15 protein-coding genes are annotated in these 15,049 nt (G+C 75.0%); 13 read left to right on the top strand and 2 right to left on the bottom strand.

The genetic code is table 11. The features are described from left to right. Positions 1-67: 67 nt before the first annotated feature. The 7 genes from BMZ50_RS01130 to BMZ50_RS01160 all read left to right on the top strand — a co-directional run bounded on the left by BMZ50_RS01130 (position 68) and on the right by BMZ50_RS01160 (position 6,518). On the top strand, positions 68-799 hold the full coding sequence (locus BMZ50_RS01130; protein ID WP_091320075.1) for a winged helix-turn-helix transcriptional regulator: 732 nt from the start codon (positions 68-70) through the stop codon (positions 797-799). A 7-nt stretch (positions 800-806) separates the two neighbouring features. Next, positions 807-1,760, top strand: coding sequence for a mycothiol synthase (mshD, locus tag BMZ50_RS01135; RefSeq protein ID WP_091320079.1), 954 nt, complete (start codon positions 807-809; stop codon positions 1,758-1,760). A gap of 268 nt (positions 1,761-2,028) precedes the next feature. Beyond that, the gene (pstS, locus tag BMZ50_RS01140) at positions 2,029-3,111 is read left to right on the top strand and encodes a phosphate ABC transporter substrate-binding protein PstS (RefSeq protein ID WP_245753228.1); all 1,083 of its coding nucleotides are present in this window, start codon (positions 2,029-2,031) and stop codon (positions 3,109-3,111) included. A 130-nt stretch (positions 3,112-3,241) separates the two neighbouring features. Then, complete coding sequence (pstC, locus tag BMZ50_RS01145) at positions 3,242-4,192, top strand: phosphate ABC transporter permease subunit PstC (RefSeq protein WP_091320087.1); 951 nt, start codon at positions 3,242-3,244, stop codon at positions 4,190-4,192. Continuing rightward, entirely contained in the window at positions 4,192-5,274 is a 1,083-nt protein-coding gene (gene pstA / locus BMZ50_RS01150) for a phosphate ABC transporter permease PstA (protein WP_091320090.1), read from the top strand. The genes pstC and pstA overlap by 1 nt, the downstream gene beginning before the upstream one ends. A gap of 25 nt (positions 5,275-5,299) precedes the next feature. Further along, complete coding sequence (gene pstB, locus BMZ50_RS01155) at positions 5,300-6,079, top strand: phosphate ABC transporter ATP-binding protein PstB (protein ID WP_091320093.1); 780 nt, start codon at positions 5,300-5,302, stop codon at positions 6,077-6,079. Positions 6,080-6,236: 157 nt separating this feature from the next. Continuing rightward, positions 6,237-6,518, top strand: coding sequence for a DUF2795 domain-containing protein (locus tag BMZ50_RS01160; protein WP_091320994.1), 282 nt, complete (start codon positions 6,237-6,239; stop codon positions 6,516-6,518). 22 nt (positions 6,519-6,540) lie between these two features. Here BMZ50_RS01160 and BMZ50_RS01165 read toward each other — a convergent pair whose 3' ends face one another. Further along, positions 6,541-8,589, bottom strand: a complete 2,049-nt coding sequence (locus BMZ50_RS01165; protein WP_091320097.1) for an LCP family protein — start codon at positions 8,587-8,589, stop codon at positions 6,541-6,543. Between the two features lie 575 nt (positions 8,590-9,164). On the opposite strand from BMZ50_RS01165, the gene BMZ50_RS24630 reads away from it, so the two are divergent. Then, the gene (locus tag BMZ50_RS24630) at positions 9,165-9,563 is read left to right on the top strand and encodes a hypothetical protein (protein ID WP_143087044.1); all 399 of its coding nucleotides are present in this window, start codon (positions 9,165-9,167) and stop codon (positions 9,561-9,563) included. Between the two features lie 11 nt (positions 9,564-9,574). Here the strand turns inward: BMZ50_RS24630 and BMZ50_RS01175 are convergent, their stop codons facing one another. Beyond that, positions 9,575-10,006 carry a DUF2795 domain-containing protein gene (locus BMZ50_RS01175; protein WP_091320100.1) on the bottom strand — a complete coding sequence of 144 codons (432 nt, stop codon included), beginning with the start codon at positions 10,004-10,006 and terminating at the stop codon, positions 9,575-9,577. A 316-nt stretch (positions 10,007-10,322) separates the two neighbouring features. Between BMZ50_RS01175 and BMZ50_RS01180 the strand changes: the two genes are divergently transcribed. The 5 genes from BMZ50_RS01180 (at position 10,323) to BMZ50_RS01200 (ending at position 14,969) form a co-directional block, all read left to right on the top strand. Then, the gene (locus BMZ50_RS01180; protein WP_091320103.1) at positions 10,323-11,099 is read left to right on the top strand and encodes a siderophore-interacting protein; all 777 of its coding nucleotides are present in this window, start codon (positions 10,323-10,325) and stop codon (positions 11,097-11,099) included. A 100-nt stretch (positions 11,100-11,199) separates the two neighbouring features. Further along, positions 11,200-11,916, top strand: coding sequence for a response regulator transcription factor (locus BMZ50_RS01185; RefSeq protein ID WP_091320107.1), 717 nt, complete (start codon positions 11,200-11,202; stop codon positions 11,914-11,916). An 85-nt stretch (positions 11,917-12,001) separates the two neighbouring features. Next, entirely contained in the window at positions 12,002-13,495 is a 1,494-nt protein-coding gene (locus BMZ50_RS01190; RefSeq protein ID WP_218146040.1) for a sensor histidine kinase, read from the top strand. Between the two features lie 29 nt (positions 13,496-13,524). Next, complete coding sequence (locus BMZ50_RS01195; protein WP_091320110.1) at positions 13,525-14,238, top strand: PaaI family thioesterase; 714 nt, start codon at positions 13,525-13,527, stop codon at positions 14,236-14,238. Beyond that, positions 14,235-14,969: a 3'(2'),5'-bisphosphate nucleotidase CysQ gene (locus BMZ50_RS01200; RefSeq protein WP_091320113.1), complete on the top strand. Its 735-nt coding sequence runs from the start codon at positions 14,235-14,237 to the stop codon at positions 14,967-14,969. Before BMZ50_RS01195 ends, BMZ50_RS01200 begins: the two co-directional genes overlap by 4 nt. Positions 14,970-15,049: the final 80 nt, after the last annotated feature.

Consider the following 15,049-nt stretch of genomic DNA (forward strand, 5'->3'; position numbering starts at 1 on the left):
TCACTCGACAGCGCTGTCGTGGGCCCTCGGACGACTCCGTCGTCCCCGGCTCCCCGGAGGAGACGACATGCGACTCGTGCTCATGACCGCGGCGCGCCAGGCCACCACCGAGGTCCTGCCGGCCCTCGGGCTGCTGGGCCACCAGGTGCGCGTGGTGGCGCCCGAGCTGTCCAGCCTGCTCGACGGCGACTCCGGCGACGTGGTCCTGGTCGACGCCCGCCACGACCTGATCCAGGCCCGCACGCTGTGCGGCCTGCTCGCCTCGACCGGGGTGGCCTCGGCGCTCGTCGCGATCCTGTCCGAGGGCGGGCTGGTCGCCCTGTCGGCCGACTGGGGCGTCGATGACGTGCTGCTCGACACCGCCGGCCCCGCCGAGGTCGACGCCCGGCTGAAGTGGGCCACGGCCCGCCGCCTGGCGGCCGCCACCCCGGTCGACGGCGGCGACGGCGGCATCACCAGGGCCGGCGAGCTGGTCATCGACGAGCACAGCTACTCGGCCAAGCTGCGCGGCCGCCCGCTCGACCTCACGTACAAGGAGTTCGAGCTGCTCAAGTACCTGGCCCAGCACCCGGGCCGGGTCTTCTCCCGCGCGCAGCTGCTCCAGGAGATCTGGGGCTACGACTACTTCGGTGGCACCCGCACCGTCGACGTCCACGTCCGCCGCCTGCGGGCCAAGCTCGGCGCCGAGCACGAGGCCCTGATCGGCACCGTGCGCAACGTCGGCTACAAGCTCGACCAGCAGGTCGCCGACGCCACCGCCGCGGCCGCGCGCGCCGACGCCGACGCCGAACTGGTCTGAGGCCGCCCTGAACGCCCAGCCCACCGTCACCGACCTCCCCCGGCTCGACGCCGCGGAGGTCGCCGGCGTCCTGGCCCTGCTGCGCGCCGCGACCGCCACCGACGGGGTCCGGCCGCTGTCGGAGGAGGCCGAGCTGCGCCTCCAGCACGGCGGGCACCCCGGCGGCCGGGACGTGCTGGTGCGCACCGCCGACGGCGAGCTGGCCGGGTACGCGCGGTTCGAGGGCGGGGACGGCACGGGCGACGCCGAGGCCGAGCTGGTGGTCGCCCCGGAGCACCGCCGGCGCGGGCTGGGCCGGGCGCTGCTGACCCGCCTCGAGGAGCTGGCCGGGCCCCGGCCGCTGCGCACGTGGGCGCACGGCGACCTGCCCGGCTCGGCCGCACTCGCCTCCGGGGCCGGCTACGAGCAGACCCGGGTACTGCTGCAGATGCGCCGCGACCTGACCGGCGTCGAGCCCGACCCGCGGCCGGCCCTGCAGGAGGGTGTCACGGTGCGCACCTTCCGCCCCGGCCTCGACGAGCGCGCCTGGCTGCGGGCCAACGCGCGCGCCTTCGCCAGCCACCCCGAGCAGGGCAGCTGGACGCTGGAGGACCTGCGGCTGCGCGAGGCCGAGCCGTGGTTCGACCCCGCCGGGTTCTTCCTGGCCTGGCGGGGCGACCCCGACACCGGCGGCACCCTGCTCGGCTCGCACTGGACGAAGGTGCACCCGCCCGGCGACGAGGGCCCGGAGGCGGTGGGCGAGATCTACGTGCTCGGCATCGACCCCGACGCCCAGGGCCTCGGGCTCGGCCGGGCGCTGACCGACGTCGGCCTGGCGCACCTGCGCGGTCAGGGGCTGGGCTCGGTCCTGCTCTACGTCGACGAGGACAACACCGCCGCTGTGGCCCTCTACGAGCGCACCGGGTTCTCCCGGCACGCCGTCGACGTCTCGTGGCGCCGCGCGGCATCCCGGCGCGGCTGACACTCACCCCCGGTATACGAGACCCGCCCGTCCGCCAGTCGACGCGCCCTGGGTTCACCAGGCCGACGTGACCTGGTTCTCACCCGCTCGGACAGTGGTCCTCGGTCGTTCACCCCGCGTTCACCGAGACAGCCGAAGGTGTCCACCTGGGCTCCCTACCGTCGGTTCTCGTCGGGTTGCTAGCCGCCCGCCGGCCCGTCCGCAGGGGACGTGGCCCGGGCACCAGTCGAAGGGCACTGAGTTGAACCTCAGCACCAGGTCGCGCGCCGTGGCTCTCTCCGCGGCGCTCGCCGGCACGCTCGCGCTCACCGCGTGCGGCGCCGCCAACGAGGACACCGGCGGCGACGGTGGCGCCGCCACCACTTCGGAGAGCCTCAGCGGCGACCTCGTCGGCGCGGGCGCGAGCAGCCAGCAGGCGGCCATGCAGGGCTGGCAGGCCGGCTACTCCTCCGTGCAGCCCGGCGTGAACCTCAGCTACGACCCGATCGGCTCCGGCGGCGGCCGCGAGCAGTTCCTGTCCGGCGGCACCGACTTCGCCGGCTCCGACGCCGCGCTCGACGAGGAGGAGCTCGCCCAGGCCAAGGAGCGCTGCGGCGCGTCCGGCGTCTTCGAGCTGCCGAACTACATCGCCCCGATCGCGGTGGTCTACAACCTCGAGGGTGTCGAGGAGCTCAACCTCTCCCCCGCGACGCTGGCCGGCATCTTCAACCAGCAGATCACCACCTGGAACGACCCGGCGATCGCCGCGGACAACCCCGACGCCACGCTGCCCGACCAGGCCATCACCCCGGTCAACCGCAGTGACGAGTCGGGCACCACCGAGAACTTCACCGAGTACCTGGCCGCGGCCGCCGGCGACGCGTGGTCGCACGAGCCGAGCGGCGACTGGCCGGTGCCCGGTGGCGAGGCCGCCCAGGGCACCTCCGGGGTGGTCAGCGCCGTCGGCGCCGGGCAGGGCACCATCGGGTACGCCGACCTCAGCCAGGCCGGCGACCTCGGCGTGGCCAGCATCGGCGTGGGCGATGAGTTCGTCGCCCCGTCGGCCGCGGCCGCCGCGGCGGTCGTCGAGAACTCCGAGCCGGTCGCCGGCCGGGGCGAGTACGACTTCGCCATCGAGCTCAACCGCGACACGACCGGCTCGGGCGAGTACCCGATCGTGCTGGTCAGCTACCACATCGGTTGCATCGAGTACGACGACCAGGAGACCGCCGCTCTGGTGAGGAACTTCATGGGCTACGTCATCAGCAAGGACGGCCAGCAGGCCGCGGCCGACTCCGCCGGTTCGGCGCCGATCTCCGACGGGCTGCGCGAGCAGGCCCAGCGCGCGGTCGACGCGATCACCGCTGGATGATTCCGAACGATCAGGTACCGGCCCGGGGCGCTGACCAGCGTCCCGGGCCGTTGCCCCGTCCGGCGACGGGCACGCTCGTCCCGGGCACGTCCCACCCGCAGGCCTCGGCCGACATCCCCACGGAGCAACGGTGACCGCCACCAGGACCCCGTCCGACCCCGCCGCCGGCAGGACCGTCCGCCGCCGCGGCGACCGGGTCTTCGCCGGCAGTGCCAAGGGCGCCGGCATCCTGATCCTCGTCATCCTCGCCGGGGTCGCGGCCTTCCTCGTCGCCGAGGCGCTGCCCGCCGTCACCGCGCCGGGCGAGGACATCCCCGGCGGCGAGGGGCTCGGCGCCTACATCGGCCCCCTGCTCTTCGGCACCCTGCTCGCGGCGGTCATCGCCCTGCTGGTCGCCACCCCCCTCGCCGTGGCGATCGCGCTGTTCATCGCCTACTACGCGCCGCGCCGGCTGGCGCAGGGGCTCGGGTACGTCGTCGACCTGCTCGCCGCGATCCCCAGCATCGTCTACGGCTTCTGGGGCATCTACTGGCTGGCCCCGCGGCTGGTGCCCTTCTACGAGTGGCTCGAGCGCAACCTCGGCTTCGTGCCGTTCTTCGCCGGCCCGACCTCCGCCACGGGCCGGACGATGCTCACCGCCGGCCTGGTCCTGGCGGTCATGATCCTGCCGATCATCAGCGCGATCTCCCGCGAGGTCTTCCTGCAGGTGCCCGCCCTGCACCGCGAGGCCGCGCTCGCCCTCGGCGCCACCCGCTGGGAGATGATCCGGATGGCGGTCCTCCCCTACGGCCGCTCCGGCGTCATCGGCGGCGCCATGCTGGGCCTCGGCCGGGCGCTCGGCGAGACCATGGCCATCGCCCTGGTGCTCTCGGTCTCCGGCGGCATCACCGTCAACCTGATCAGCAGCGGCAACCCGTCGACCATCGCGGCCAACGTCGCGCTGGAGTTCCCGGAGTCCTCCGGCGTCGACGTCAACACGCTCATCGCCAGCGGCCTGGCCCTGTTCGTCATCACCTTCGCCGTGAACATGCTCGCGCGCTGGATCGTCAACCGCCGGGCCGACTTCTCCGGAGCCAACTGATGAGCCAGACCTCCACCACGCCGGCCCCCGCCACCGGGCAGGCGCCGGCGCCGATCGGGCAGCAGCGCGGGCACCTGCCCCGCTGGGCGCCGTGGGCTTCCTTCGCCGGCGCGGCCGTGCTGGTCGTGCTGCTGGACCTGGCGTTCGGCCTCAACATCGCGCTCTACGTGCTCTACACCGTCGTCCTCGGGACGGTCGGCGTGTACGCGCTCACGCGCCTCGTCGAGGGCGCCCGCAAGGCCACCGACCGGCTGGTGACCTGCCTGGTCGTGAGCGCCTTCGGGCTGGCGATGGTGCCGCTCGTCTCGCTCGTGTACGAGGTGGTCGCCCGAGGGATCGAGCGCCTGGACGGCGAGTTCTTCGGCTACTCCCTCGTCGGCGTCGTCGGCGAGGGCGGCGGCGCCTACCACGCGATCATGGGCACGCTGGTGGTCACCGCGCTGACCGCCCTGATCTCGGTGCCGATCGGCCTGCTCACCGCGATCTACCTGGTGGAGTACGGCCGCGGCCGGCTCAAGCAGGCGATCACCTTCCTCGTCGACGTCATGACCGGCATCCCGTCGATCGTCGCCGGGCTCTTCGCCTACGCGCTGTTCGCCCTCTTCTTCGGGCCGGGTGTGCGGCTCGGGATCATGGGCGCGGTGGCGCTGTCGGTGCTCATGATCCCGGTCGTCGTCCGGTCGGCGGAGGAGGTGCTCAAGCTCGTCCCGAACGAGCTGCGGGAGGCCTCCTACGCCCTCGGCGTCCCCAAGTGGCGCACGATCGTGAAGGTCGTCGTCCCGACCGCGATCGCCGGCCTGGGGACGGGTGTCACGCTCGCCGTCGCCCGCGTCATCGGCGAGACCGCGCCGCTGCTGGTGACCCTCGGCATCGTCAACGGCACCAACTTCGACCCGTTCGACGGGCGCATGGCCACGCTGCCGGTGTACGCGTACTACCAGCTCACCCAGCCCGGCGTGCCCCCGCAGTTCGCGATCGACCGCGCCTGGACGGCGGCGCTCGTGCTCATCATGCTGGTCATGGGTCTCAACGTCGTCGCCCGCCTGATCAGCCGCTTCTTCGCCCCCAAGACCGGTCGCTGACCGGAAGCCGCCTGGAGGACCACCCGTGGCCAAGCGCATCGACGTCTCCGACCTGAACATCTACTACGGCAACTTCCTGGCGGTCGAGAACGTCACCGTCTCCATCGAGCCGCGCAGCATCACCGCGCTGATCGGCCCCTCCGGCTGCGGGAAGTCGACCTTCCTGCGGTCGCTCAACCGGATGCACGAGGTCATCCCCGGCGCCCGCGTCGAGGGCAAGGTCGTCATGGACGGGCAGGACCTCTACGCCCCGGACGTCGACCCGGTCGACGTCCGCCAGCACATCGGGATGGTCTTCCAGCGGCCCAACCCCTTCCCGACGATGTCGATCTACGACAACGTCGCGGCCGGCATCCGGCTGAACAACAAGAAGATGAAGAGGGCCGACCTGGACACCCTCGTCGAGCGCTCGCTGCGCGGCGCCAACCTGTGGAACGAGGTCAAGGACCGGCTCGACCGGCCGGGGGCCGGCCTCTCCGGCGGGCAGCAGCAGCGGCTGTGCATCGCCCGGGCGATCGCCATCGAGCCCGACGTCCTGCTGATGGACGAGCCGTGCTCGGCCCTGGACCCGATCTCCACGCTGGCGATCGAGGACCTGATGACGGAGCTCAAGGAGCGCTTCACGATCGTGATCGTCACCCACAACATGCAGCAGGCCGCGCGGGTGAGCGAGCAGACCGGCTTCTTCAACCTCAGCGGCGTGGGCCAGCCCGGCCGGCTGATCGAGTTCAACTCGACCGAGAAGATCTTCAGCAACCCCGACGAGAAGGCGACCGAGGACTACATCTCCGGCCGCTTCGGGTGAGCGCTACCTGATCGCCCCAGGGGCCGCCGCGGATCCTCCGCGGCGGCCCCGCTGCATCCGGTGCCCCGCATCCGGTGGACGCCGGCCTGCCGCGCGTGGTCGCGGCGCCCGGGGGTACCCCGACCACCTCGGCACCGATGAGGGGATGGTGGTCACCATGGTCAGTGAGGCCGAGATCGTGAAGTACCTGGGCACGGTGGACTTCCCGGCCACCCGGGACGAGATCGTGCAGGAGGCCGCGCGCCAGGGCGCGCCCGAGGAGGTGCTCAAGGCGCTGCGCCGGATGCCCCCGGTCGACTACCGCAACAAGGCGGAGGTCCTCCGGTCGGCGGCCGTCAAGGAGGAGCTGCCGCCCGCCGAGCACGCCGCCCGGGCGCGGGACCGCGTGCACCAGCGCATCGCCGAGCCGCTGCGGGAGCCGCACCCCGACAGCGGCTGAACCGGCTCCCCCGGTGCCGTCGTCACTCGCAGCCGACCGGGGCCGCGCTGGCCGCCGGCTCGGTGGCCGGCGCGGCCGGCGTGTCGGCCGGGGCATCCGGCGCCGGCGCCGCGGCCGGCGGCGCCCCGACCTCGACCGGCACGATGCCGGTGTAGCCCGGGCCGAGCACGAGCTGCACCGCCCCGCCGGTGGAGTTGCTGGCCTGCAGCACCGCCCCGGGGACGGCGGCCGCGACCGTGCGCGCCTGCTCCTCGGCGCCCGGGCCGTACCGGACGACGGTCTCGTTGACCGTCCCTCGCTCGTTGCCGACCTGGCCGACGCCGAAGCCCTGGGCACGCAGCAGGTCGGCCACGGTCGCGGCCAGCCCCGTGGTGCCGGTCCCGTTGAGGACGTCGACGGTGATCGCGGCGGGCTCGGCGGTGAGCGGCTGGGCCACCGGCTCGGCCGGGGCGGGCTCGGGCGCGGGCGCCGGCGGGGCGTCGGCGGCGGGACCGGCCGGCGGCGCGGTCATGGCCTCGGGCAGCCGCGCCTCGTCGATGACCCGGTCGAACAGCGCGCGGGTGCCGGCCCCGTCGAGGAGCACGTACGCCTGGTCGGAGCCCGCGGGGACGTAGCCGACCTGGGCGACGGGCAGCCCGGCGCGCTGGACGGCGTCGCCGGAGAGGTCGCCGAGGGTGCCGGCGAGCGTGCGCAGGTCCCCCAGGTTGGTCCCCTCGTCGACGGTGAGGGCGTCGGAGGCGCGGATGAGGAAGCGGGTGAGGGTGACCGGGTCCCCCAACGTGCCCAGCGACATCGCCCTCCGCAGGGTCGAGGTGAGCAGCAGCTGCGCGCGTTCGGCGACCGCGGCGCCGGTGACGTCCGAGCCGGCGTCACCGGGCGTCAGGTAGGCCGAGGCCTTCTCCCCCGACAGCTCGGAGGAGCCGGCGGGCAGCGGCGCGGCCGCGGCGGCCACGGCGGGTGAGAGCGCGGGCAGGCAGACCCCGACCCCGCCGAGCGCGTCGACCATCGCCGGCAGCCGGGTCAGGTCCACGCCGAGGTAGTGGTCGACCCGGAGGCCGGAGAGCTGCTGCACGGCGCGCACGGCGCACTCCGGGCCGCCGTCGAGCAGGGAGGCCGCGAACGCCTCGGACACCGGCTCGCGCAGCTCGCCGTCGGCCCGGACGCAGGCGGGCGTGTCCACCAGCGCGGTCGGCGGGATGCTCACCAGGACCGCGCGCTCGGCGTCGGCGCTGACGTGCGCGAGGAGGGGGGCGACGGCGGCAGGCCCGTCCTGGCCGGGCAGGCCGGTGCCGACCACGAGGTAGGTCGTCGCGCCCTCCTGCAGCTGGGGCGCGAGCACCTCCGGACCCTCGGGTGTCAGCGCCGCGACCCGCTGGATGCTCTGGTCGACGTAGAAGTACAGGCCCAGGTGGTAGGTCAGGACGACGCCCACGAGGACCAGCAGCCCGAGCGCGGCGCGGATCAGCCGCCGCCGGCCAGGGGTGCGGGCGGCCCGGCGGGCCGCCCGCCGCGCGCGGGGGCCGGGCGCGGGGAGCCGGCTCGCACCGGCCGCCGGTACGTCCCGCCCGGGGATCGGCGGCAGCGGGCTGATCGGCCGCGACGGTCGGTGGCCAGGGGGGGCGCCCAGCGGCGGGAAGAGCGGCACGGAGGCGCGTCCGGACGGCGGTGGTACCGGCGGGAGTCCGCTGCGCGGCGGCGCGGCGGGTTCAGCCGGTTCGGCCGGCGGCTCACGGTCCGCCCGCGGGGTCCCGGGTACCGGCGGCAGGCCGCGGCGGACGGCGGGCGCGCCCTCGGCGGGAGCCGGGACCGGCCGGGCGTCGTCCTTCGGAACCGGCGGCAGGCCCTTCCGGTGCGCGGGCGGCGCCTCTCCCGGGGCCAGGGGGATCGGGATCTCGCCGGTGCGGGCGGCCCTGCGGCGCCCCGACCCCCCGCCCTGGCGGGCGATCAACTGCTCGGCGGTGATCGGCTCGCGCTCGGGCGGCGCGGGCTCCTGGTCGGCGGGCCGGCGCCCGCGGAACCCCCCGGGGCCGCGGCCGTTCCCGTCGCTGCCGCGCGTCCGCTTGTCCGCCACCGGTGTGGACTTCCCATCGCTCGTGGCTCGTGCCGTGGTCTCCGCACCGGCGCAGAGGGCAGTGCCCGCACGCGCGCGCGGCGGGTCTCCAGGATACGGCTGCGGCGGCGCTTTCCCGCCCGACGCGCGGAGCTCACCGGGCAGGCCGTCGCACGCCGACGTACCGTCCACCGGGTGAAGCTGCCGTTCGTGCCGGGGCCGTCCGACGTGGTCTCCGCGGTGGACGGCGTCCGGGCGGGGATCTCCGACGCGCTCGCCCTCGTGCCGCGAGTGGTGACCTTGGTGACGCGGCTGGAGTCGCTGCTCGACCGGGTGGACGCCGCGGTCGACCGGGTGGAGGGCGTCCTCGACCGCGTGGACGGCGTGGTGACCGCGGCCGGGATGACCCAGCGCAAGGCCGCCCCGCCATCACCGCCGTCGACGAGACCCAGCGCAAGGCCGACGCCGCCATCACCGCCGTCGACGAGACCCAGCGCAAGGCCGACGCCGCCATCACCGCCGTCGGCGAGACCCAGCGCAAGGCCGACGAGGCGATCACCGCCGTCGGCAGCACGATCGGCCGGGCGGAGGGGGCGGTGACCGGCGCCGAGGGGCTGCTCGGCCGGGTGGACCCGCTGCTCGAGACCTTCGAAGGCCCGCTGCAGGCGCTCGCGCCGGCGGTGCGCCGACTGGCGGCCAGCGTCGAGCCGGACGAGGTGGAGGCCGTGGTGACCTTCATCGACCGGCTGCCGCAGCTGATGATCCACCTGGACGAGGACATCCTGCCGGTGGTGGCGTCGATGGGGAACGTCGGCAACGACGTGCACGACCTGCTGGACACGATGCAGGACCTGCGGCACGTGGTGAAGGGGTTCCCCGGGTCGCGGCTGTTCCGCCGGCGCGGCGCCGAGGAGGTCGCCGAGGACGAGGAGCGGGAGGCGGCCGGGGAGCTGGCGCCCGTGGCCGGCCAGGAGTCGGGGCGCCCCGGCTCCTGACCGGCCGAATCTCAGGTCTCGGTGGGGTAGCCCAGCGCGCGGACGACGTCGCCGATCCGCTCGAAGGTCTGGTCCGCCGGCAGACGCCGCAGCTCCGCGACGACGGCGTCCGGGGCGTAGTGCTCCTGAGCCTTCTCGACCAGTTGCGCGCCGGTGCTCGGGAAGTCGTGCCGGACCAGCCAGCGGGCCAGCTCGGCGCGGACGGCGACCGCTTCGGGGTCCATGCCGACCGGGGTGCCGCCCACCAGCGTGGCGTCGGGGGCGAGGTCGACATCGGGATCGCCCTCGGCGGGGGCCTCGACATCCCTCCACTCCTCGGCGCGGGTGCTGCGCTCGGCCCGGAGCAGGCCCTGGACCTCGTGCTCGAGCTCCTCGTCCAGATGCGGGCCGTGCTTGGTGCTGCGCGACGCCGCGCCGGCGAACTGGTTTCCGGTCTCGCTCACGGTCGTTCTCCTTGTCGTCGCGTCGGTTCACGTCCCGCACCCGTGCACGGGGTGCGGGCCGACGTCCCCCTGCCCCTGCCCGCGGGGCTCCCTGAGCACACATCACCCGTTCGGAACGCCGCATCACTCGTGCGAGCGCTGGCGATCCCGGCCCGGTCACGTAGCGTCAATGCCGACGGGAGCAACAGCGATCTCCCCCGCTCCGGCCGGGGAACGCAGTGACCCACAGTGATGAGGGTCCCGTCCTCGATCGCCGGCCCGGTCGACTCCATTCCCCCGGGGTCGGCCGGGCCGGCCCGTTCTACGCTGGCCGGTCGTGACCCCATCTGACGCTCCCCGCCCGGTCGACGTCCTGACCGTCGTCGCGGTCGCCGACGTCACGCCCTCGGTGCGCCGGATCCTGCTCTCGGGGACTCCCGCGGCGGCCGCCGCGGCCGGGCCGACGGTCTCCCTGCTGGTACCGCGGGTGGGCGACCCGGCGCCCCGCTGGCCGACGGTGGCCCGGGACGGGCGGATCGTCTGGCCCACCGGCATGCACGGGGTCGCCCTGCGCAGCTACACCGCCCGCCGGCAGGACCCCGACCGCGGGGAGGTGGAGATCGACTTCGTGCTGCACGGCGACGGCCCGGCCGCCGCCTGGGCCGCGGCCGCAGCCCCCGGGACGACGATCGCCAGCGCCGGCGGCGGGTCGATGGGCGAGCGGCCGGCCGGCTGGATGCTGCTCGCCGGGGACGAGACGGCCCTGCCGGCGATCAGCCGGATCCTCGCCGAGGCACCGGCCTCCACCCGGGGCGTCGCGCTGGTCGAGGTCGCCGACGCCGCGGAGGAGCAGCCGCTGCCCGGCCCCGAGGGCGTCGCGGTGCGCTGGCTGCACCGCGACGGCACCCCACCCGGCGAGAGCGCCCTGCTCGCCGACGCCGTGGCCGCCCTCGACCGGCCGGCGGGGGACGACGTCTTCGCCTGGGTGGGCGCCGAGTCGGCCGCCGTCCGGGCCATCCGGTCGGACCTGCGCGGCCGCTGGGGCCTCGGGCGGGCGCAGCACCACGCGATCGGCTACTGGCGGCGCGGCCGCAGCATGTCCCCTGCCGGGTGAGAGGCGTACAGACTTCTCACAGGGAGCGTCCAGGGCCGGCCCAGTCGCCACCGGCACTCTGGGCCGCATGACGACGGCAGCACGTTCGACGGGAGGGGTCGTGAGCGGCACCCGCAGCACCCCCGAGGCCCGGCTCCTGGTCGTGGACGACGAGCCGAACATCCGCGAGCTGCTGTCGGCCAGCCTCCGCTACGCCGGCTTCGAGGTGGCCACCGCCTCCGACGGGCAGCAGGCCCTCTCACTTGCCGCCTCGTTCCGCCCGGACCTGCTCGTCCTCGACGTGATGATGCCGGGTCTGGACGGCTTCGGCGTCGTCCGCCGGCTGCGGGAGAGCGGCCGGCACACGCCGGTGCTCTTCCTCACCGCGCGGGACGCGGCCGAGGACAAGGTGTCCGGCCTGACCCTCGGCGGCGACGACTACGTGACCAAGCCGTTCAGCCTGGACGAGGTGCTGGCCCGCATCCGGGCCGTGCTGCGCCGCAGCACCGGGATGCAGCGCGCCGCCGAGGCGCCGCGGCTGTCCTTCGCCGACATCGAGCTCGACGAGGAGTCGCACGAGGTCATCAAGGCCGGGGAGGTCGTCAGCCTCTCGCCGACGGAGTTCAAGCTGCTGCGTTACCTCATGGCCAACGCCGGCCGGGTGCTGTCCAAGGCGCAGATCCTCGACCACGTGTGGAACTACGACTTCAACGGCGAGGCGAACGTGGTGGAGTCCTACATCTCCTACCTGCGGCGCAAGATCGACACGACCGAGCCGCGACTGCTGCACACCATCCGGGGTGTCGGCTACACGCTGCGGCTACCGCGTGGAGCGTGAGCTGACGGGGCGCGAGGATCACAGCGAGGCGACCTGGACCTCGGGACGAGGAGCGGAACGCCCCGAGGAAGCGAACCGTGACGAGGTGGGACGGACCGTTCCCCGACCGGCCCGCGGCGTCCGGGTGCCGCTGCGGATCACGCTGGTGGCACTGCTGGTCGCCCTCGTCGGCGTCGCCCTGCTCGCGACCGGCTTCGCCGCGACGTCACTGCTCAAGGGCTACCTGCTGGGCCAGCAGGACGACCGGCTGCGCGCGGCCGTCCAGCAGAGCGAGCACGACCGGCGGATCCTCGACGCCTGCCAGAACCAGCGCTACGCGCTGCCCAACTCGGTCTACTACGCCTGCATCCCGCCGGGCACCGACGAGGTGACCACCCTCAACGGCCCGCCCGACGAGGGCGACCTGCCACAGGTGGACGGCGACGACCTGGGCGACGGCCACATGTCGGCCCCCGTGACCGTCCCCTCGGCCGACGGGCGGACCGACTGGCGGGTGATGGCCGGTGAGCTGCCCGGCGGCTACCGGCTGCTGGTCGGCACCGAGATGGAGGGCGACGAGGCCGCGATCGGCCGGCTCGTGTGGATCCAGGCCGTCGTCGGCCTCATCGTGCTCAGCGTGCTGGGCGTCGCCGGCTACGTGCTGGTCCGCAACAGCCTCCGACCGCTGGCCGAGGTCGAGCGCACCGCCCGGGCGATCGCCGCGGGTGACCTCTCCCAGCGCGTGCCCGAGGGTGACGAGCGCACCGAGGTCGGCCGGCTGACCACTGCGCTCAACGGCATGCTCGCCCGCATCGAGAGCGCCTTCCACGCCCAGCAGTCGTCGGAGGAGCAGGCCCGCGCCTCGGAGACCCGGATGCGGCGCTTCGTCGCCGACGCCAGCCACGAGCTGCGCACCCCGCTGACCTCGATCCGCGGGTTCGCCGAGCTCTACCGGCAGGGCGCGGTCACCAGTCCGGAGGAGACCCGGCGGCTGATGCAGCGGATAGAGTCCGAGAGCGCCCGGATGGGGTTGCTCGTCGAGGATCTCCTGCAGCTGGCCCGGCTCGATCAGCAGCGCCCGCTGACCCTCACCCCCGTCGATCTCGCCGAGGTGGCCGGGGACGCCGTGCACGACGCCCGGGTCCTGCAGCCGGAGCGCCCGCTGGCCCTGCACCTGGACGAGGGGCTCAGCGAGGTGCCGGTCGTGCTCGGCGACGAGGCCCGGCTGCGTCAGGTCGTGGGCAACCTGGTCACCAACGCGCTGGTGCACACCCCGGGGACCGCCCGGATCACCGTCTCCCTGTCCGACGAGCCGGCCCCCGGAGACGGCGCGGCCGAGGACGGCGGCGTCGTCGTCCTGCGGGTCGCCGACGAGGGCCCGGGCATGGCGCCGGAGGACGCCGAGCGGGTCTTCGAGCGCTTCTACCGGGCCGACCCGTCCCGGGCCCGCGCCGCGGGCGGCACCGGGCTGGGGCTGGCCATCGTGTCCGCGCTGGTGGCCGCCCACGGCGGGACCGTCGGCCTGGACACCGCCCCGGGGCGGGGCGCGACCTTCACCGTCCGGCTGCCGCGCTCGGGCCCGGGCGGGCCGGGGAGCTGAGCGGACCGTCCGCTCGTTACCGTCCGCTGGTGCACACCGATGCGGGCGGGCAGCCTTACGACGCCGATCTGATGGCCGCGGTGACCGAGCTGGGTGCGGCGCTGCGGGACCTGGTGGACGCCTCGGTGACCACCACCGTCCCCGCCGCCGAGCTGCGCGCTGCGGCCGCCGATGCGCGCGCGGTCACCGCCCGGCTGGCCGCTGCGCAACGTCCCCCGACCCAGCTGCCGGCCCTGGACGACCCGCTGGCGTTCCGCCGGGTCTACAGCCCGGTGAGCGGGGTGGGCAGCGCGCTGGCCCCCCCGCTGGTGATGCGCAAGGTGGGGACCGAGGTGGTCGGCGAGGCGGTTCTCGGGCCGGCCTACGAGGGGCCGCCCGGGTTCGTGCACGGCGGGGTGAGCAGCCTGCTCATGGACCAGCTGCTCGGCACGGCTGCGATCGCCGCCGGGCTGTGGGGCATGACCGTCCGGCTGGAGCTGGACTACCGGCGGCCGGTGCCGCTGTCGACGCCGCTGGTGCTGCGCGCCCGGGTCACCGAGGCGGCGGGGCGCACGTGCGTCGTCACCGGGACGATCGCGACCGCCGAGGCGCCCGACCGGACGCTGGTGGAGGCCCGCGGCGTCTTCGTCATGCCGCGGGAGGAGCTGCTCGCCGACTACTTCGGCGGGATCACCGACGCCACGGGCCGGCACACCCCACCCGGGCGCCCGACCGACGCCACCGCGCTCGCGGAGGAGGCATGAGCGACGTCGCGGTCGCGACCGCCGCCGCCCGCGCCGCCGCCGGCGTCCTGCTGGAGCTGCGTGCGGCCGGGAAGCTGTCCGGCCGGGCGCTCGGGGACGCCGGGGACGCCGGGGCCCAGCGCGCCCTGACCGCGGTGCTCGCCGCCGAACGCCCCACGGACGCCGTCCTGAGCGAGGAGGCGGCCGACGACCGGCGCCGGCTGACCGCCGACCGGGTGTGGATCGTCGATCCGCTCGACGGCACCCGCGAGTACGGCGAGGGCCGGCCGGACTGGGCGGTGCACGTGGCGCTGTGGGCCGGCGGCGAGCTCACCGCGTCCGCCGTCGCGCTGCCCGCCCTCGACGAGGTGCTCGTCACCGACCCGGCGCCGGCGGTACCGGGCACCGGCGGGGACCGGCTGCGCATCGCGGTGAGCCGCACCCGCCCCCCGCGGGAGGCCGACGTCGCCGCCGCGGCGCTCGGCGCCGAGCTCGTGCCGATGGGCTCGGCCGGGTTCAAGGTGACCGCGGTGGTCCGCGGCGAGGTCGACGCCTATGTGCACGCCGGCGGCATGTACCAATGGGACTCGGCCGCGCCGGTGGCCGTCGCGCGGGCCGCCGGGCTCACCGCCGTCCGGCTCGACGGCTCGCCGCTGGTCTACAACCAGCCCGACCTCGCGCTGCCCGATCTGCTGGTCTGCCGGCCGGAGCTGGCCGACCCGATCCTGGCGGCAGTGCGACCCAGGTCATAGGCCGTCGCCGGATGCATGACGGACACTGGAGGGGAATGTCGCCTGGACCGGTGGGGTTGGTGCTGGTTCAGGTCCTGCCC

The organism is Geodermatophilus ruber (genome assembly GCF_900114385.1).
GTDB lineage: Bacteria > Actinomycetota > Actinomycetes > Mycobacteriales > Geodermatophilaceae > Geodermatophilus > Geodermatophilus ruber.